Raw genomic sequence first — 17343 nt, 5'->3', positions numbered from 1 at the left:
CATGACGCCACGTCACTCACGAGACCGGCGAACCGGACCAATCCCGATCATGCAATGACCCTGGGTAGCGACCACCGCCCTAAAGGGTGTGCACAGGGACTGTAAGACGTTCGGCTCTGTCCCGTAATCGGTGGTAACGAAGGTGACGATCATCGTTGACGTTGCGTGCGAGACGTCAATGAGCTTGTGGGTGTGGTGTTCTCGGGACTGGCGTCGCTGGTCGTCGAGGATGTGGCGGACGAGGGCGAGTTCATCCGGGTGCAGGCCCGGACGCGGGACGATCCGGTGCAGTGCCCGGTGTGCGGGCAGCCGACGGGGCGGGTGCACGGCATCCACCGACGTACGATCGCGGACGTGCCGACGGACGGCAGGCGGGTCGTGGTGTCGGTGCAGGTCCGGCGCCTGATCTGCCCAGTCCTGGGCTGCCCCCGGCAGACGTTCCGTGAACAGGTCCCTGGTCTGATCGAACGCTATCAGCGGCGCACACGCCGGCTTTCGGACCAGCTCGGCTCTGTGGTGAAGGAGTTAGCGGGCCGGGCGGGCGCTCGCCTCTCTCGTGTCCTGGTTTTCGCGATATCCCGCTCGACCGCTCTGCGGCTTCTGGCCCGCCTGCCTTTGCCTGTGGTGCGGGTGCCACGCGTCCTCGGTGTCGATGACTTCGCGCTCAAGCGCCGTCACCGCTACGCGACTGTCCTGATCGATGCCGAAACCGGCGAACGCATTGACGTACTCCCGAGTCGCAGCGCCGACGCCCTGGAACGGTGGCTACGCGGGCACCCCGGCGTCGAGATCGTCTGCCGCGACGGCTCCGGCGCATACGGGGAGGCCGTGCGCCGAGCACTGCCAGCTGCGGTGCAGGTCAGCGACCGCTGGCACCTGTGGAAGAACCTGTGCGAGAAGACGCTGGCCGAGGTCCGTTCCCACAGCGCCTGCTGGGCCACCTCGAACACACCCCGCCCGGCCGGCGTCCACGAGCAGACCACCCGCGAACGCTGGCACCAGATTCACGACCTCCTCGGCAAGGGCGTCGGCCTGCTCGAATGCGCCCGCCGCATGAACCTGTCCCTCAACACCGTCAAGCGCTACGCGCGCACCCACGAACCCGAGGCCCTACGTCGGGCGCCCCGTTACCGGCCCACCCTGGTCGACCCCTACCGCGACCACCTGCGCGAACGCCGTGCGGCCGACCCCGCTGTCCCCGTGAAACAGCTGTTCCGGGAGGTCCAGGAGCAGGGCTACACCGGCAGCTTCAACCTCCTCTACCGCTACATCACCCAGGGCCGGGCCGAAGGCGACCGGCCCGTCACCACCCCGCGATGGCTGGCCCGCCTCCTGCTTACCCATCCCGACCACCTCCGGCACAAGGACACAAGTCTCCTCGCCGAGCTCACCAAAGCCTGCCCAGAGATTGCCCAACTGGCCTCACTCATTCGCGAGTTCGCACAGCTCCTCACGCCGGCCGCAGGCAACGACAAGAAGCTCACCGCTTGGATGGTTGGCGTCCGCACGGCCCAGTTGCCCTACCTCCACGCCTTTGCGAACGGTCTCGAACTCGACCGTGCAGCCGTCAACGCCGGCCTCACCCTCCCGCACCACAACGGGCGGACCGAAGGCGTCAACACCCGCACCAAACGGATCATGAGGCAGATGCACGGCCGCGCGGGTTTCGACCTGCTCCGCCACCGCATCCTCCTGCACTGACCGTCGCCCTTCGTTACCACCGATTACAGGACAGAGCCGATTACAGGACAGAGCCGTTCATTTAACAGACCCTCCGCCGGGCGGTTGCCCCTCTGGCCGCCAGATCGCCGAGGTGGCGAACTTCGATCCCGCTGTTGGTGCAGAGGACCTCCCAGCCTTTCTGGCTGCACTGGCACGACGGTTCGCGTGAGCGTCGGCATGACCTGGACTTCTTCGTGCGTCGCGCGGATGGCTTGGCCGTGGTCGTCGACGTCCGCGCCGAAGCGGTCGCAGTCGCCCGGGCTGGTGTCGCCTCGACATGGCAAGTCTCGTCAGTAAAAGGAATCGAACTGCACTCTTTCGGGGGAATGTTCGCCTGCGATCATCCGCCTATCCTTGCATGGCGGGCGGCACTGGTTCCCATATGGGAATTGTGTGCACCGGAGTTCTAGCGGCACGACCAGAGATGAGTGAGGCGGGCAATGATGATCAAGAACGGTGTCCCGGCGGGCGAGATCACGGGTGTTACCTGGCTGAAGGCGCGGGCGAGCGTGGGGGCCGGGGAGTGCGTCGAAGTGGCAAGCTTGCCGGAGGGGGGTGTCGCCATGCGGAACTCACGGCACCCCGACGGCCCGGCTCTGATCTTCACCAAGGCGGAACTGCGGGCCTTCCTGACGGGCGTGAAGGACTCGGAGTTCGACGACCTCGCCGCTTAATGGCCGCCTAACCTAGAGCTACGCTTTGGCCATAATTTGTGCGGCGGGCATGCATCGGGCACCCTAAGGACAATTTGCTCTGCCCCCGAACTTCCTTCGGAGTTTGCATGTCCGCCGCTCGTAAGGCCCAGCCTCAGTCCGATGTGCCTGTCGTCCGTTTACAGACTTCGGATGAGCAGCGCCCCGCCGGCCGGCTGCTGGGTGATGAATTGCGGTTCCACCGCGAGCGTCTTGGGTACACCCTTGCCGACGCTGCGCGCGTGATCCGGGGATCCACATCGAAGGTGAGCCGTCTGGAGCGGGGCGAGAGCCCGGCCAAACCCCGGGATGTCCACGATCTTGCGATGTTCTACGGCTTGTCCCGTGAGCAGCAGAGCCAGCTGGACCAGCTGCTGGCGCAGGCGGGGAATGCGGACCTCTACTCGCGCTTCGCCGACGTGACCCCCAACTTCCTCAAGCGCCTCATCCGTCTGGAGGGGACCGCTGAGAAGATCTGCGTCTTCGAACCGCGTGTAGTGCCAGGGCTTTTGCAGACCGAGGCGTACGCCCGGGCGCTTGTCCAGCTGATGGAGGTCGGAGTCTCGGACACTGGCATCGAGCGCATCGTCGCCCTCCGCATGGAGCGACAGGTCATGCTCAGCAAGGGCGTCCCCACTTTGGCCGCGCTCATCAGTGAGGACGTCCTCTACCGGCCCTACGGCATTGCCAGCGTGATGGCCGAACAGGTGGCGTTTCTCCTGGAAGCCACCTTGATGAACAAAGTCAACGTACGCATCGTCCGCCAGGAGGCCATGGTGCCGCCGTATCCGCTCTTCCACCTGACCTTCGCCGATGGCGACTGTCAGGAACTGGCCTACGTGGAGCACCTCGACGGGGCGAACTACGTTACGCAAAAGCGTCAGCTCGACAAATACCGCAGGCTGCTGGACAACGTGCGCGCGAACGCCTTTGGCCGCGAGGAAAGCACTGCCTCGATGAACAAGGCGCTCGGTCACTGGCAGCGACTGGCCGCCACGGAGCAGCCGGAGTGAGAGCCTCAGATCCTTGCCCGGCTGCTCCGTGGAAGCTAGCGACTAAGCCGTGATGCGGCCGACCCCGCCCCATTCGACCCAGTCCGTGGGCCGGAGATGAGCGGGAGGCGGCGGGGAGTCCGGCCACCAGTCGATCACATCTACCAGACCGGGCGGATCCTCGATCTCCAGCGAGTCGAAGTACCGGCGCACCTCGTGAGTTTCACGGACCCGCCCCCAGTGGTTGTTTGTGGCGTCCGCCATGAGCTGGGTGACGCCCTGGCGTACAGCGGGATGGTCGCTGACGAGCTGGCAGATGACCATGTAGCTGCCTGGCGCGAGTTGATCTGCGAGGGCTCTGACCACCGCCGCCGGGTCGTTTTCGTCATCGGCGTCGGGCAGGCAGTGCAACACGGATACGAACAGAGCTGCGATGGGGCGGTTCCAGTTGAGGAAGTTCTCGGTGGCCCGTCTGATGTCGCTCGTGCGGCGCATGTCGTAGTCGAGAACCATAGTGTTCTCGTTGTCATCAAGGGACGTGCGGGCATGGGCAAGGACCATGGGGTCGTTGTCGACGTAGACCACTCTGGTTCCTGGCCGGACCCTCTGTGCGACTTCATGCACGTTGTCCTGCGTGGGCAGCCCGGATCCGTGGTCGAGGAACTGGTCGATCCCTCTTTCAGCAGCCAGGATGCGTACTACGCGTCTGAGGAAGTCTCTGTTGGTTCGGGCGAGTTGCTGGGTGCTCGGCGCGATGTGCAGAAGTTCACGGCATGCATCACGGTCAACCTCATAGTTTTCCGTTCCTCCTAAGAGCCAGTCGTACATGCGTGCGGCACTGGCTTTACTGGTGTCGATCAAGCGAGTTTGGGGTTTCTCCCCGTAGGCCATGCGCGCTCCCGTGAGCCCCGGCGCGGGCTGGATGTCCTGGATGTAGGGGGCTCATCGTAGGTGTACGCGCAGCAGTCGGCTAGTCGCTCAAAAGAGCGTAGGCGGCAGACTGTTACCTTTCGAAGGGAGTGCGTTTACTCGCCGGCGCACACCCGGCATGCGGGTGTGCGCCAGGTCGTGCAGGCCGCTTCAGCGGTCCCGCAGGCTGCCGAGGTTTCGCTCGGCGCCGCGCAACAGCGCTCGGGCATCGTGGTCCGCAAGACCCATGAGACGGGCGGCACGATCGACGGGCAGCCTGAGGCGATGATGCAGGAGCATGATGTCGGCCTGATCATCGGCTAGGACGGCGTGGAACTTCCCCGCCCGCCCAGCCGACCCGCCCGTACGGTAACCGGTCTCGCTGCGCAGGTCTCTCCATACCTGCGCAGCCGGGCAATCGCTGCCCAGCACTGCGATCCAGCGCGTTTCCAGGGCACTCAGCACAGTATCGACGCAGCGCTTCGCCTCCGCAGGATCCTCGATGCGCTCCTCGGCGTAGCGAAGGTATGCCTCCTGGTTGGCTTCACAGAACGCCGCGAACTCAAGTCGGAACAGAGGCCGGCGGAGCGGGCGGCGGGGGTGACTGATCACGATCACCGCTCTCCCTTCCGGATGGTGCGCTGTGCGGACCGGGCAGCCACCCACAACTGCTCGAACCACGACGGATCAGCGCCCAGCCGTACCAGAAGGTCACTCAGCGCAGGCCAGTCCAGCACGAGTTCCCCTTGGAGAGTCATGCGGGCCTCGGCCGGGTCGAGGTTCGGCGGACAGACCGTGGCGGGATCGGGGAATCCGGCCGCAAGCCGGGCGCCGAGCAGTGCTGCACCCAGGTCACCCCCGCTGTTCCTCATCTCGTTGGGTGACGGCATGCCCCAGGCGTGCTGCCACAACGGGCGCATGTCCTGTGGATCGCCTCCCGCAGCGTGGGTCAGCAGGTATGTCTCAGGCCAGGACGGAACCATGTGGCCATCAAGCACGGACGTGACTACTGCCACCGGCAGCCCGGTGGAGTCTGAGACACGGCGGTGGCTGACACCCGAACGTTCGTACAGCGTACGCAGGGCGGTGCAGAGTTCCCTGGCAGCAACGGGCGCCCCTTTCCCTTCGGCCTGCACGTCGGTCTCGGGGTAGACGGCAGACGGCGGCAGCTCCCGGTGTGCCGGCAGAGCCGAGTAAAGTGGCACCCGGGCGGAGACGAGGCGGGAGACACGCACGCCGCCCCATCGGGCCCGGGCGGACGCTTCGCTCAGTCCGGCCGCGGACGCGACCTCCCCCCAAGCCCACCCGTGATGACGCGCGGCGTCGACCGCAACGGCAGCCAGGCAGTCCGCATCCTCACGAAGACCTGCAGTCAGCTCCAGCACCGCCTCCAGCGGCAGCTGGTCGGCAGCGGGAGTATGCAACTGCCAGGCGCGCACGGACACGTCGTGAGTGATGGCCTGCCAAGAGAATCGAGGCGCCACGGAAACGCGCCGTTGACGGTCACGCTGGCGCTGTGCCCGGCGCCGGCAGGTCGAGTCGCAGTAGTCCTTCGGTCGGCCGCCCCCTTTTGATTGCGTGATACCTCTTCCGCAGAAAGCGCATCGCACTTCTGGTGATGGCCCTGCCATCGGATGTTCCCTTCGCCAGCCCCGGGTGTGGTCGCTCACCTCTCCGGGGGCTCCAACAGTCGGGCTCCCGGGTGGGCGCTACACATGACTGCGCCCACCCAGGAGCCGGGGCTCAGCTCCGGCGGAAGCGGACGATGCGGAAGTAGCTGCGGCAGGACAGGCCCACCAGGCTCAAAACGGCGGGCAGGACGAGCGGCCACAGGCCAAGAACATCCTCCGTAGCGGGCCGTGCCCCAGCCAGCAGAACGATGGCAGCCACCACGATGATGACGACGATCAGCAAGCTCGCGCACAGCCGCACATCGACCAGTGCGGCGGTACGGGTTTCACCACCACGGGAGGCAGGGATAATCCCGGGGGGGACTTCCGGGGGAGTAAACGCCTGCTCCCGGTTTTCTCCGAAGGTCACGATCAATCCTTTTCGTTGATTGTCGATGGCCTGACAGGTGGCCCCGGGCGGCATCCCGGGGCCACCGCTGTTACAGCCGCCATCGATCGGCTGCATGCGGTCACGCCACCATATCTTCGGACCAAGTCCATTCACTCTGCGATCCGGCAACCTTCCCTCTATGCAAGGACTTCCCGTCCTGCAAAGCGACCGGATGGTGACAGCTCCACGTCACCCGCTGCACTTCTGTGACCGTTTCACATCACTCTCCTGCCGTTTGCGATCGATGTCAGGTGCCACATTCCCGCGTTTTCTGACTCGTGATTGACAAAATCCCAGGTGGGGGCACCTGCAAGGTGTCACCAGCAGAGCCTCCACAGATATACACATAAGGAATGCTCGCGTCCGCTCCCAAATTCTCGTGCAGATGGGAAAACAGCAAATACCCAGAAGCGAAGGACAGCTCAACTGAGGGCGGGCACGTGAAGTAAGTAGCTATAAAAGTCCAGGCAGCGACCGACATCCATCCCACGCTAGGGATGAAGTGGACTTCACTCGGCAAAGATCGGGATTCGCCCCATGTTCGGCCATGACAGACGAACACCCGGGACCTGCACGTGACGCGACACTCGATTCGCTCGCTTGAGCGGAAGCGTGGATCTTTCATGACGGGCCCTCGGTTTCTGGGCAGGCCGTTTCGGTTGTTCGGCTGAGGTTCGGCAGTGGTGAGGCCCGCCGTCTCGGGTCTCGCCGCCAGGTTCGACAGCCCTCTGCCCAGGCCAGGGACGGAATCCTCAGCACCGCTTCCCGAGCTGCCGCATCGCCGGCGCGGAGGTCCACCTCGGCATGTCCCTGAACCTGTTCGCCGCTGCGAGCGCCTCCACGAGGAGGACCTCGCCATAACCCGGCGCACCCCAGGGCTACGCGCCGAGGACCAGCCGCCCGCCGACCTGGAACTCAACGACGAAGCCCAGGAAGCACAGCTACTCACCCAGCGGCGCATCTTCCGCGAACTGCAAGAGGAAGTCCGCCCACGGCTGCGCCCCCTGATCCGCAACGCCTACGAACGAGGTGCAACGAGGGACTGGAGCGACCTTCTTCGGCGTTCCCAGGAGCCGGAACTCGACTTGGAGGGCGACAAGAGTCTCCTCGAAGCGGCGACGCCGGAAACCTACGTTGCCGTCAGCCGCTACGACCTGGCCCCCGCACTCGCCTAGCTTTTCCTAGGGCTCAGCTCTCTCCGGTACAGCCCGCGCACGGCCCAGAATTCCGCACCGTCCGTCAACGCCCGCACTACGATGCGCAGATGAGTGATCTAGTGCTGTGACCGGATAGGTTCGCCGAGTTGGTGGTCGTGGCGGTTGGATGTGCGGTGACGTCTGATCCGATCGATGGAGGCACGGTGGCCGAGCCTGTCCGTGTGCGCAGGTTGACCGATCAGGAGGGGCAGAAGCTGCAGCAGATCGTGCGCCGCGACAGTACCAGTTCGGTGCGCTACCGGCGCGCGATGATGCTGCTGGCCTCGGCCGGCGGGAACCGGGTCCCGGTGATCGCCCAGCTGGTCCAGGCCGATGAAGACACCGTGCGCGATGTGATCCACCGCTTCAACGAGAGCGGTCTGGCCTGCCTGGACCCTCAGTGGGCGGGAGGCCGTCCCCGCCTAGTCAGTGATGACGACGAGGACTTCGTAATCCAGACGGCCACCACGCGCCCAACCAAGCTCGGCCAGCCCTTCACGCGCTGGTCGATCCGCAAACTCGCCGCCTACCTGCGCAAAGTCCATGGCCGGGCGATCCGCATCGGCCGCGAGGCATTACGCTGCCTGCTCGCCCGCCGCGGGGTCACCTTCCAGCGCACCAAGACATGGAAGGAGTCTCCCGATCCCGACCGTGAGGCAAAGCTGGACCGGATCGAGGAAGTCATGGACCGCTTCCCGGACAGGGTCTTCGCCTTCGACGAATTCGGCCCGCTCGGGATCCGGCCCACCGGCGGCAGCTGCTGGGCCGAGCAGACCAGGCCGGACCGGCTGCCCGCCACCTACCACCGCACTCACGGGGTGCGGTACTTCCACGGCTGCTACTCGGTCGGCGACGACACCCTGTGGGGCGTCAACTGCCGCAAGAAGGGCGCCAGAAACACGCTGACCGCACTGAAGTCGATCCGCGCCGCCCGACCTGACGGCGCCCCGATCTACGTGATCCTGGACAACCTGTCCGCCCACAAAGGCGCCGACATCCGCCGCTGGGCAAAGAAGCACAAGGTCGAACTGTGCTTCACCCCGACCTACGCGTCCTGGGCCAACCCGGTCGAAGCCCACTTCGGACCACTACGGCAGTTCACCATCGCCAACTCCCACCACCCCAACCACACCGTGCAGACCCGGGCCCTGCACGCCTACCTGCGCTGGCGCAACGCCAACACCCGCCACCGCGACGTCCTGGCCGCCGAACGCCGCGAACGTGCCCGCATCCGCAGCGAGAAAGGCATCCGCTGGGGCGGCAGACCTCTGCTTGAGGCGGCATGACCCCACGTAATCACTGCCGAGAAATGATTTTGATCATGGTGTCGGAATCCGGCCCCGATTCCACGGTCGTGAAGCCTTCGTCGGCGTACAGGCCGCGTGCGCGATTTGCCCGCTCGACGCTCAGGCACATCCGGGTGAAGCCGCTTTCCTCAGCTTGCCGGGCTATCTCGGTCAACAACGTGCGTCCCACGCCCCTTCCCCGCCACTGGGGGACGACGCCCAGGGAGAGCTCTGGCACGTCCGCGGCCACAAAACCGTAGCCGGGATCGTCGGCACTGAACAGGCGGAGCCACACAGCGCCGATCGGCTGCCCGCCAGCGTCGACGGCGACCACCCCGAGATCACCTGCCCGGGGCCAACCCTCGACATAGTGGGCCGTCTGGCGGTCTCCCAGGACCTGCTCACGGCTGACCTGCTGCCGAGCGGGGTCCCAGTTCACAGCAGCTACCAGCATGTCCGCGAGGAACTCCGCATCGTCGCCTGTGGCTGTCCGCAACGAAAATCCGCTGTCGCTCATACGGCAGATCTTCTACGACCAGCCGTCAGACCGCACCACCCACCCGGCGAACCCTCCCGGTCACAGCACTAGCGTCGGCCCGACGGCGCACCCTGTACCAGCGCGGGCCGCTGCGCCGCGCGCTACTGGACACCTCCGTGCTGACCACGGACATCATCGCGGCCACCCGGCGGCCGGCCCCGTCGTCGTTCGTCGCCGGGGCGCGGGCGGGGACGGTGCGGTGCCTGATCCCGGTTCACGTGTGGGAAGAGGTGCCGCGAGTGCTGGCCGACCGGCACCACGAGGGCGGCCGGTTCGATCTTGCGCGGGCACTGGAGCTGTGGCAGTCCCGGTACGCGCCCGTCCTGTACGTCGTGGACACCGCCGGACTGCCGATGACCCCGCAGGCTGAGGTTCTCGCCGGGCGGGACGCTTCTGATGTGCCGATGCTGCTGCTGGCCGGGGTGATCGCCCCGGTGGTCATCATCGGGACCGACGCGGACCTGGTCGACAGTGGGCTCGCGGTCAGCGACTGGATCGCCTTGCGCGCAGCCCTGGGGGACGTGGGGGTGACGGAAGGCCGGATGGCTGACCTGGAGCGACAGGCCAGTGTCTTGGCGAACCTGACCGGCCACCTGGCTAGAGCGGCAGTAGAGCAGCTCAGCGAACCGAAGAAGTTGGCGGCCGTGGCAGTGCTGGGCACGGCGGCCGGGGCACTGTACTGGCTGCAGCGGAAGCGCCCGCGAGTCCCCTCGCAGCGCGAGCCGGTGCTGCCCGTGGTGCTGGAGCACGTTTCGACGCGGATTGCTGCACTCACCTCGCGGCACGCCCGCGGTGAGGATCGGTGGCGGCAGGCGGAGTTGGGGACCCCCGGCGACACGCTGCTGCACCGGGTCGCCCGGACACTGGTCAGGTCCCGGGAGCCCCTGACCCGCACGGCCATCGTGGAGCGCCTGGGCGAGGCCGTCCCCGGTGCCGGGCACACAGGACGGATGGTAGCTGTCCTGGACGTGCTGACCGCCCACGCGATGTTCGTGGACGTCACGGGCCGGGGGCACTGGCAGGTCGGCCGCCTCGGTGGCCGGTAACTGGACAGCGCTGAGCCCTCCGTACGTATAGTGCTGCGACCGCCGGTGGAACCCGTGCTGGCGCAGGCCCGTGACCAGATGCCCGCGCCCGGAGCCCTGCCCGGTCGGCTGGTCTTTCAGTCGAAATTCGACGGCTACCGGGCACTGGTGTTCACCCCGTGCCCGTCGCCCGGGCCGGTGCTGATCCAGTCCCGCCGGGGGAGCCTGATACAGAACGTCTACGGCCCCGCCGCTGAGTGCGCGACCCGAACCCGGTCGGATTTTATCCACAGGGATTATCCACAGGGCTGACCGCTGTGTCGCGTGGGGCCTACCGTGGCGCCCGCAACTGATCACGACCACGGGGCAGTCGATGACATACAGGGTGGATCTCGCGGTCCGGGTGGAAGACGCTCTTGCCGAGCTTCCTGAGGATGGCTGGCGAGAGGTCATGGAGACGATCGCCGCGATCCTGGCCCGGCCGGAATCCTGGCCAAGGGCTGGCCGATGGGATGTGCACTTCTCGGCCGCGTCGTGGGTCGCGTTCATCGCGTACGCGGACGGGATCGAGGTGTACGACCTCGGATGGGCGGGCTGAGTTTGGGAGCAAAGCGAATGCGGACCTACAGGACAAGCGACCAGAGGAGCAGACGCCTACTTGTGAGACTGCACTGCCCACGCAGCCCCGAGTGCAGCGAACTCCCTGCGTAGCTTTGCCTGCTCCTCCTCTAGGACAAGTGAGGTCGGTGACAAGAGGTAGACGTTGTCCCGGTAGAGACGGAAGCCGATCCTCTCCCAGCCCTTGGCGATTTTGGCTGTGACGCGCTCCCACTCGGACTGGTCGCGCAAGCGGTTCGCGCTGAGGTCGGAGAGTTCGGGTGAGCAGGCCACGGCTCGGCATCCGGGCATCAGCCGGTAGATGGCTTCCGCCGCAAGGATCACTCCAAGACCCTGCCCACGCCACGCCTCTTGGATGGTGACGCGGTCCATGACGAGCAAAGCGGAGCCGCTGTACTCCAGCAGTTCACCGGCCTCCTCTGTGTAGTAGCCCGTGGCCGGGTCGAGAAGAACCTGCGCGATCTCGTCAAGATCCTCCGATTCCTCCGCCATCGCCCCATACGCGTTGCGCCCACGGTCGAGATGCACGCGGAAGAAAACCATCGACCCGACCGCGACGTCACCCACGACGTACGCGGGGCAGTCGTCGGTCGCGCGTTCACCGGGCGAGGCCAGGCAACGGCGTGCTTCGTGCAGGCGGCTGTGGTGAAGGATCGTCACGTCCCACTGCTCCAGCGTGTCCGCGTCGGGGGTGTCGCGCAGGTCATCGGCATAGGAGATGCGCAGGTGCAGGTCGGACGGACCACCGGGGAGCGGGGAGGACTCGGTCACCTCCGCAGCGTAGCCAAGCCGTATCGACATCCAGTTGCGGCCTGGCTACCACTGCGTATGCCGGCGCCCGGCTCCGGGCAATGGAAGGGGAGCAGGCGTAACGGCGCCCTGCCGCGTTGCAGGACGCGGACCACTTGCTTGTCGTCCGGTGCTGGGCATGCAAAGCCCCCGGAATCTCGGGGATTCCGGGGGCGGGTTTCGCGGGCAGGTGTTGTCAGCTCCTGGTGGAGTCGTCGTCGGTGGCCGCGTCCGCGCGATGGCGGCGGGCCATGACGAGGGTGCCTCCGCCAGCGGCGATCAGCACTCCGACGCCGCCGATCAGCCACGGTGTGGCGTCGGCGCCGGTGTGGGCGAGGGAGCCCACCAGTGCCTTCGGCGTGGAGTCGCCAGCCAGGGCCGCGGCGGCGGTGGACGAGGAGCCGGCATCCGGTGCGCCGGTACCCGGCGAGGACGGCTTAGCCCCGCCGGTCCCGCTGCTCGGCTTGTCCGGGGTAGACGGAGTAGACGGGGTTGACGGGGTGTAGGTGGGCTTGTGCGTCGGCTTGTCCGAGGGGCCGGGCTTCGCGGCGGTGGCCGTTTTGGAATTGGTGACGGTCACGGTCACTGGGGCGCCGGGGCCAGCGGTGAACGTATTGGTCGGCTTGTAGAGGTCGTAGCCGGCGGGGGCCTTGATCTCCTTGACCCAGAACTCAGACTCCCGGTTTGAGACCGGCAGTTCGCCGGAGGCCGTGCCCTTGGCTCCAGTGGTCAGGGTGAGAAGTGTCGAGGTGCCGGTGCCGATGTTCACGGTCGCGCCGGGCAGGAGCTTGCCGGTCTTGTCGTCCTTGGCCTGCAGGAGAACCTTGGCGGCCTTGAACGGATCGGTGATCGTCAGCCGGGCGGTGGCGCCCGGGGTAACGATGACGTCCTGGTCGGCGACGACCTCGTGGAGCGGGCTGCCAGAAGCCGTTTCTTTGAGCCGGTAGACGCCTGGAGCAAGGTCGGGGAAGGTCAGCTTCCCCTGTGCGTCGGTCTTCCCGCGTCCGGCTTCCTGGCCGGCGGAGTCGAGCAGCAGGAACACGGCGCCAGGGAGCGCGTCCCCGGCCGTGTCCTTGGTGGTGATCTCGACGCTGCCCGTGTCCAGGGCCGGTGTCTCGGCGGGGGCGGCGGAGGCCGAGGGGATCGGTTCGGAGGGCTGGGCGCTCGAGGCCGGCGCCCAGGTGAGGGTGCCGGTCACCGCGACGGCGAGGGCGGCGGCGGATCGGACGAAACGTGCGTGCACGAGGGGGAGGACTCCTTGATCAGGGGCGGGAAAGGTCATCGGGTTCGGCCAGAGACCGGGGCGGGAGGCTGCGGGGCACCAGGTGCGTTGCCGTGCAGCTGCTTGACTGTCGTGGTCGCGACGTAGAGGGCACGGCGGGTGTGGACGGGGACGTCCTGGACGGTGCGGTGCAGTGGCTCGGTGGAGATCAGCGAGGCGGTGAAGGCCGCGACGAGCGTGGCGGGCGTGCCGAAGGAGAAGCGTGCCGTCCAGTGCGGCTCGCTGGGATATCCGCCCCAGAACCGCCAGGCCGGTCCGGTGGAGCCGCTGATGGCGTATCGGTGGCGTACGCCTCCGAGTCCTTCCGGGGTGAGGAAGGTCTGTGTGCCGTCGGTCTTGACGGTGTGGCTCCAGCCGCGGGCGAGGAGCGGCGCGTACGCCTCGTGGGGCGCCGTCTCGTCCTGGAACAGTCGGTCTTGGTCACTGTGGCGGTCTTCGAGGTAGAGGTCGAGCAGCTCGGTGTGGACGTCATGCAGCAGCTCTGTGGGGGTGGTGGCGTCGAGGGTGATCCGCCAGGCCGGCGGGGTGAACGGGGCTTGGTGCGCGTTGATGGTCCACGTGCCCTTGCCGGGTTTGTCGGGCTGGGGGTCGTAGGTGGTCTGCAGTCGCAGGCATGGGCTGAACGCGGCGGCCGTGCCTGCGTCGGTCTGGGCGAACGGCCAGCCCTCGTCGAAGGGGAAGGCCCATGCGGTGCGGGGGTCGATGGCGCCGGGCCCGGCGAGGTGGCGGGGAAGGACTTGCACGGTCTGGGTCGGGTCGAGGTTCTCAAAGGGGTGGGTCGTCACGGGCAGGGCTCCTGCTGGCAGAGTGCGGAACGCCGGGCCGGGGAGGCGCGGCTCAGCGGGCGCGGGCGCCGCTGCGGGCGACGGGCTCGGCGGGAGCAGTGTGCGTGGTCCGGCCCGCGGTGTGGCGCGGCGCGGGCGGGGTCCAGGCGCCGGGGAACCAGACTGCGGTGTACTGCTCGATGGCGTCGCGCAACCCGGTGGTGACGGCCCCCTCCCACGGTGGCCGGCCGGGACGGTGGTATGTGTCGAAGGTGCCGTACTGCTTGGTGTTCGCCCGGGTGTTGGTCGCTTCGTCGCGGCGGTGGAAGGTGCCGTAGTCGAGGAAGCTGAGGGCGACTGCGTCGATCTCGCCGCGGTCTGGGTGCACGGTCGCCAGGCGCAGGCCGCCGTAGGTGTCCGAGTGGAGGGTGCGGCTGAAGTCGATCCGCAGCCGCAGGGGCGCACCCGGAGTTGGGGAGGCGTAGTAGGTGTTGCCCACGACGGCGTGGTCGTGGAAGGGGAGGCACAGCTCGGCGAAGAACTCGGGAGCCTGCAGGGACAAGAGGTATCTCCGGTAGGGGGTCGGGCTGGTCCTACCGGCGTGGACCGGGCAGGGCGGATCGGCTGGTGGTGCTCCAGCGCGGGACGCTGGCCGCGGGGCGCGCGGCCGGGCGGCGGGAGGAGACGGCCCGCTGCACGTCGAGCGGGGTGGGGGCCGGCGGTCTGGACGGAAGGATCGGGGTGAGCTGGGCCATGCCCTTGATGTAGCTGCAGGTCTCCTCGCGCCACCGGGGCAGTGGAGCCGGATCGGCGACGCACTGGGTGACGGCGGTAAGCAGGGCGACGGGGGTGTCGGTGCTGGCCGTGGCGTACCAGACGGGCCGGTCGATGGACTTGCCCGCCCACAGCTGCCAGCGGGCGTCCCGCGTCGTCAGCTCGGCTTCGGGATCGAGGTCGCCGGTGGTGAACTCCATGCCGGCGTGCCCGTCCGGGGCCTGGAGGGCGAAGACGCCCCAGCGCGGGCGGTCGATCTCCCAGCCCTGCTTCAGCAGGGGCACGATGGCGAGGAAGGGATCGTGCTCGTCGATCCCGGAGACCGCCCGGGCGAGGTAGGCATCCGGCCCCTGCTCGTACGCCGTGGCAAGGTCGGTGGTGAACGCCTGGACGAACCGTTGACTGAACTAACTCGATCATTTTCGCAGGTCAGGCGGCCTCTCTGCTAGCTTCCCTGGATGCTTGAACGTGATCCCGAGAGGGAGTTAGCGAGCTTCGTGCTGCCCGAGGCCGGACAGTTGGCGGAGACGGGAGATCGGTGGAGGCCCTTTGTCCTCCTGGACGCGGACGGGGTCGAGATCGAACCCGTGGCTGCCTTCTTCGCGGAGCTGCTGGCTTGTGACAAGTCAGCAGCCACGATCCGGTCGTACGGAATGGATCTGCTGCGTTGGTGGCGCTTCCTGTGGGGCTGGGGTGTCGCTTGGGACGGCGCAGACCGGTCGGACGCTCGGGACTTCGCCCGCTGGATGAAGATCGCGAACAAGCCCGCGCCGCTGCACTGGCGTCACCGACGGGACATCAAGACAGAGACAGCACCAAAGCCAGTACCGGAGCAGCTGCCTCCCGGAGCCCCCAATCCGATCACGGGAAAGTCGTCACCAGGGCTGAGATACGCGCCGACAACGCGAGCGCACTGCGAGACCGTCCTGCGGGCCTTCTACGACTTCCACCTCTCCGAAGGAACCGGGCCGATCCTGAACCCGTTTCCACTGGATCGCTCCCGGCGCCATGGCCGGGCACATGCTCACCACAACCCTGACGAGCGGTTTCGCCACGAACGGCAGGGCCGCTACCGGCCGGCCATCCCCAAGAGAGCCCCTCGGCGGATCCCCGACGCGATGTTCAACGCGCTGTTCGCCGCGCTGAAGCACGACCGTGACCGAGCTCTGCTGGCGTTCTGGGTTTCCAACGGTGCTCGCGCTGAGGAACTGCTCACCAGCCGGCAACGCGACGCGCTGCCCGGCCAACAGATCCTGGGGGTGGTCCGCAAAGGGAGCCGGGCCTATCAACAACTCCCCTGTTCAGCGGACGCTTTCGTCTGGCTACGGCTCTATCAGGAGAGCGCCTGGCGGGCTGGGGTGCCCCGCGGACAGAACGAGGGGTTGTGGTGGACGTTGCGCCGCCCGTGGCGTCCCCTGAACTATCCGGCGGCCCGTGCGATGTTCAACCGAGCCAATGGTTTGCTCGGTACGAACTGGACTCTCCACGATCTTCGACACACCGCCGCCTATCGGCTGGCGAGAGATCCGAAGATGCCGCTGACCGACGTGCAGTGGGTGCTCGGTCATGCACACCTGTCGACGACACAGCTCTACCTTCCGGCCGACCGGGACGAGGTGATCGAACATGTTCGGGCACACCATGCCCGACGGGCCAAGTCCGCTGAGCGGATTCCCGCGCCTCCGGCAGCCGGCTACAACCCTGAATCCCTCAACAACCTCTTCGGGACTGCCTGGTGACACCTACGGAGACCATGTCCGTCACGACGCATGTCGCACCTCCCGCGTCCCTGCGCCTGGCCGGCGAGGCATTGAAAGCCGTCGCCTTGCGCTTCCCGCCCAGACCCGCGGAGGACGACTGGCCGACCACTGCATGCGAGCGAGCCGACATCCTGGCTCGTCTGAAGCAACCTCCTCTGCGACCGCCGGACGTGAGGCAGCACCGAGCCCGGATCCGCGGAGCTCGCCAGACCTTGCAGTGGCTGGAGACTTTCCCGGGGGCCACCTGGCAGCAGCGCTGGAACGCCAGTCCCGCGAGCACGCGTCCTGGCAACGACTGGGCCCGATTGGCACCCGAGTGGATCGGAACGGCTGCTGGCCCCTCACAACGGCAGGCATTGTCGGGAGGGCTGCTGAGTCTGATCTGCGCAGACGTTGTCAGGCCCGCCCTCCCCTGGCTGCTGTCACGGACCTCGGCCAACATGACGAGCCTGCGGATCGGGCTGATCCCTGCCCGTGACCCGGAAGGATTCGACCAGCTTGAAGCGATGGTCGAATCTGCCACGTGGTCCTCCAAGGTCGGGCGTGATGCCCTGCACTCCCTGGTCAAGATCGTGGCCGCCAGGGGCGGCACCTTGGCGGACATCACCGTCGGCGACGCCGTGGAGTATCTCGCCGCACTCAAAGCAGCGAACGCCAAAACTCGCGGCAACACCCTCTTCTACGCCTGGCTGCGAGAGCTGGGCACCCTGCCTGCAGAAGCACCCAGCTCGTTGCGCTACCTGGCCAACACCAGTGGTCAGGTGTCGATGGAGCAGCTCGTCGACCGGTTCGGCGTCCGCTGCCGCCCAGTCAGAGATCTCTTGGTGGACTACCTCAAAGAGCGGCAACCAGGTCTTGACTACACGTCCCTGAGAAGCTGTTGTCTTTCCGGGCGTGATCGGTGCGTTTCCGCTGGTCGGGGATAGCAGTGGTGG

At 67.0% G+C, this 17343-nt stretch carries 17 protein-coding genes and 2 pseudogenes; 10 read left to right on the top strand and 9 right to left on the bottom strand.

What is annotated here, in order from left to right:
- Positions 1-165 precede the first annotated feature (165 nt).
- The 4 genes and pseudogenes from QNO09_RS38910 to QNO09_RS38900 all read left to right on the top strand — a co-directional run bounded on the left by QNO09_RS38910 (position 166) and on the right by QNO09_RS38900 (position 3427).
- Positions 166-1701, top strand: coding sequence for an ISL3 family transposase (locus QNO09_RS38910; protein ID WP_502962417.1), 1536 nt, complete (start codon positions 166-168; stop codon positions 1699-1701).
- A 143-nt stretch (positions 1702-1844) separates the two neighbouring features.
- A pseudogene (locus tag QNO09_RS40220) lies at positions 1845-1964 on the top strand (TnsA-like heteromeric transposase endonuclease subunit); the annotation flags it as partial.
- Positions 1965-2162: 198 nt separating this feature from the next.
- Entirely contained in the window at positions 2163-2396 is a 234-nt protein-coding gene (locus QNO09_RS38905; protein ID WP_283974956.1) for a DUF397 domain-containing protein, read from the top strand.
- Between the two features lie 107 nt (positions 2397-2503).
- A complete protein-coding gene (locus tag QNO09_RS38900; protein ID WP_283974955.1) occupies positions 2504-3427 on the top strand; it encodes a helix-turn-helix domain-containing protein in 924 nt (307 codons plus the stop codon).
- Positions 3428-3469: 42 nt separating this feature from the next.
- Here QNO09_RS38900 and QNO09_RS38895 read toward each other — a convergent pair whose 3' ends face one another.
- Positions 3470-4297: an SAM-dependent methyltransferase gene (locus QNO09_RS38895; protein ID WP_283974954.1), complete on the bottom strand. Its 828-nt coding sequence runs from the start codon at positions 4295-4297 to the stop codon at positions 3470-3472.
- Positions 4298-4462: 165 nt separating this feature from the next.
- On the opposite strand from QNO09_RS38895, the gene QNO09_RS38890 reads away from it, so the two are divergent.
- A complete protein-coding gene (locus QNO09_RS38890; protein WP_283974953.1) occupies positions 4463-4639 on the top strand; it encodes a hypothetical protein in 177 nt (58 codons plus the stop codon).
- Positions 4640-4929: 290 nt separating this feature from the next.
- On the opposite strand, the gene QNO09_RS38885 is transcribed toward QNO09_RS38890, so the two are convergent.
- Positions 4930-5754, bottom strand: a complete 825-nt coding sequence (locus QNO09_RS38885) for a hypothetical protein (protein WP_283974952.1) — start codon at positions 5752-5754, stop codon at positions 4930-4932.
- Positions 5755-6058: 304 nt separating this feature from the next.
- Entirely contained in the window at positions 6059-6451 is a 393-nt protein-coding gene (locus QNO09_RS38880; RefSeq protein ID WP_283974951.1) for a hypothetical protein, read from the bottom strand.
- A gap of 1285 nt (positions 6452-7736) precedes the next feature.
- Here QNO09_RS38880 and QNO09_RS38875 point away from each other — a divergent pair.
- Positions 7737-8858 (top strand): IS630 family transposase, encoded by a 1122-nt coding sequence (locus QNO09_RS38875; protein WP_349637024.1) that lies wholly within the window; start codon positions 7737-7739, stop codon positions 8856-8858.
- A 10-nt stretch (positions 8859-8868) separates the two neighbouring features.
- On the opposite strand, the gene QNO09_RS38870 is transcribed toward QNO09_RS38875, so the two are convergent.
- Positions 8869-9375 (bottom strand): GNAT family N-acetyltransferase, encoded by a 507-nt coding sequence (locus QNO09_RS38870; protein ID WP_283974950.1) that lies wholly within the window; start codon positions 9373-9375, stop codon positions 8869-8871.
- A 137-nt stretch (positions 9376-9512) separates the two neighbouring features.
- Between QNO09_RS38870 and QNO09_RS38865 the strand changes: the two genes are divergently transcribed.
- Positions 9513-10442, top strand: coding sequence for a PIN domain-containing protein (locus QNO09_RS38865; protein ID WP_283974949.1), 930 nt, complete (start codon positions 9513-9515; stop codon positions 10440-10442).
- A gap of 364 nt (positions 10443-10806) precedes the next feature.
- Positions 10807-11019: a hypothetical protein gene (locus QNO09_RS38860; protein ID WP_283974948.1), complete on the top strand. Its 213-nt coding sequence runs from the start codon at positions 10807-10809 to the stop codon at positions 11017-11019.
- 56 nt (positions 11020-11075) lie between these two features.
- Here QNO09_RS38860 and QNO09_RS38855 read toward each other — a convergent pair whose 3' ends face one another.
- The 5 genes and pseudogenes from QNO09_RS38855 to QNO09_RS38835 all read right to left on the bottom strand — a co-directional run.
- Entirely contained in the window at positions 11076-11810 is a 735-nt protein-coding gene (locus QNO09_RS38855; protein WP_283974947.1) for a hypothetical protein, read from the bottom strand.
- A gap of 214 nt (positions 11811-12024) precedes the next feature.
- Positions 12025-13071 carry a SpaA isopeptide-forming pilin-related protein gene (locus tag QNO09_RS38850; protein WP_283974946.1) on the bottom strand — a complete coding sequence of 349 codons (1047 nt, stop codon included), beginning with the start codon at positions 13069-13071 and terminating at the stop codon, positions 12025-12027.
- Positions 13072-13106: 35 nt separating this feature from the next.
- Positions 13107-13895, bottom strand: coding sequence for an SPDY domain-containing protein (locus tag QNO09_RS38845; protein WP_283974945.1), 789 nt, complete (start codon positions 13893-13895; stop codon positions 13107-13109).
- 52 nt (positions 13896-13947) lie between these two features.
- The gene (locus tag QNO09_RS38840) at positions 13948-14436 is read right to left on the bottom strand and encodes a hypothetical protein (RefSeq protein WP_283974944.1); all 489 of its coding nucleotides are present in this window, start codon (positions 14434-14436) and stop codon (positions 13948-13950) included.
- A 31-nt stretch (positions 14437-14467) separates the two neighbouring features.
- Positions 14468-15043 (bottom strand): annotated as a pseudogene (locus QNO09_RS38835) (SPDY domain-containing protein); the annotation flags it as partial.
- A 63-nt stretch (positions 15044-15106) separates the two neighbouring features.
- Between QNO09_RS38835 and QNO09_RS38830 the strand changes: the two are divergent.
- The gene (locus tag QNO09_RS38830) at positions 15107-16387 is read left to right on the top strand and encodes a tyrosine-type recombinase/integrase (RefSeq protein WP_283974943.1); all 1281 of its coding nucleotides are present in this window, start codon (positions 15107-15109) and stop codon (positions 16385-16387) included.
- A 461-nt stretch (positions 16388-16848) separates the two neighbouring features.
- Positions 16849-17334: a hypothetical protein gene (locus QNO09_RS38825; protein WP_283974942.1), complete on the top strand. Its 486-nt coding sequence runs from the start codon at positions 16849-16851 to the stop codon at positions 17332-17334.
- Positions 17335-17343 lie beyond the last annotated feature (9 nt).

The organism is Streptomyces sp. 378 (assembly GCF_030124145.1).
Lineage (GTDB): Bacteria > Actinomycetota > Actinomycetes > Streptomycetales > Streptomycetaceae > Streptomyces.
Note: the sequence above shows the minus strand (reverse complement) of the source record. Positions and strands in the feature narration are given on the sequence as shown.

Excerpts from the sequence above, each read along its gene's own strand:
- QNO09_RS38895 (WP_283974954.1), bottom strand. The coding sequence starts at position 4,297 with ATGGCCTACGGGGAGAAACCCCAAACTCGCTTGATCGACACCAGTAAA.
- QNO09_RS38880 (WP_283974951.1), bottom strand. The coding sequence starts at position 6,451 with ATGCAGCCGATCGATGGCGGCTGTAACAGCGGTGGCCCCGGGATGCCG.
- QNO09_RS38870 (WP_283974950.1), bottom strand. The coding sequence starts at position 9,375 with ATGAGCGACAGCGGATTTTCGTTGCGGACAGCCACAGGCGACGATGCG.
- QNO09_RS38825 (WP_283974942.1), top strand. The coding sequence starts at position 16,849 with ATGACGAGCCTGCGGATCGGGCTGATCCCTGCCCGTGACCCGGAAGGA.
- QNO09_RS38830 (WP_283974943.1), top strand. The coding sequence starts at position 15,107 with ATGCTTGAACGTGATCCCGAGAGGGAGTTAGCGAGCTTCGTGCTGCCC.
- QNO09_RS38905 (WP_283974956.1), top strand. The coding sequence starts at position 2,163 with ATGATGATCAAGAACGGTGTCCCGGCGGGCGAGATCACGGGTGTTACC.
- QNO09_RS38900 (WP_283974955.1), top strand. The coding sequence starts at position 2,504 with ATGTCCGCCGCTCGTAAGGCCCAGCCTCAGTCCGATGTGCCTGTCGTC.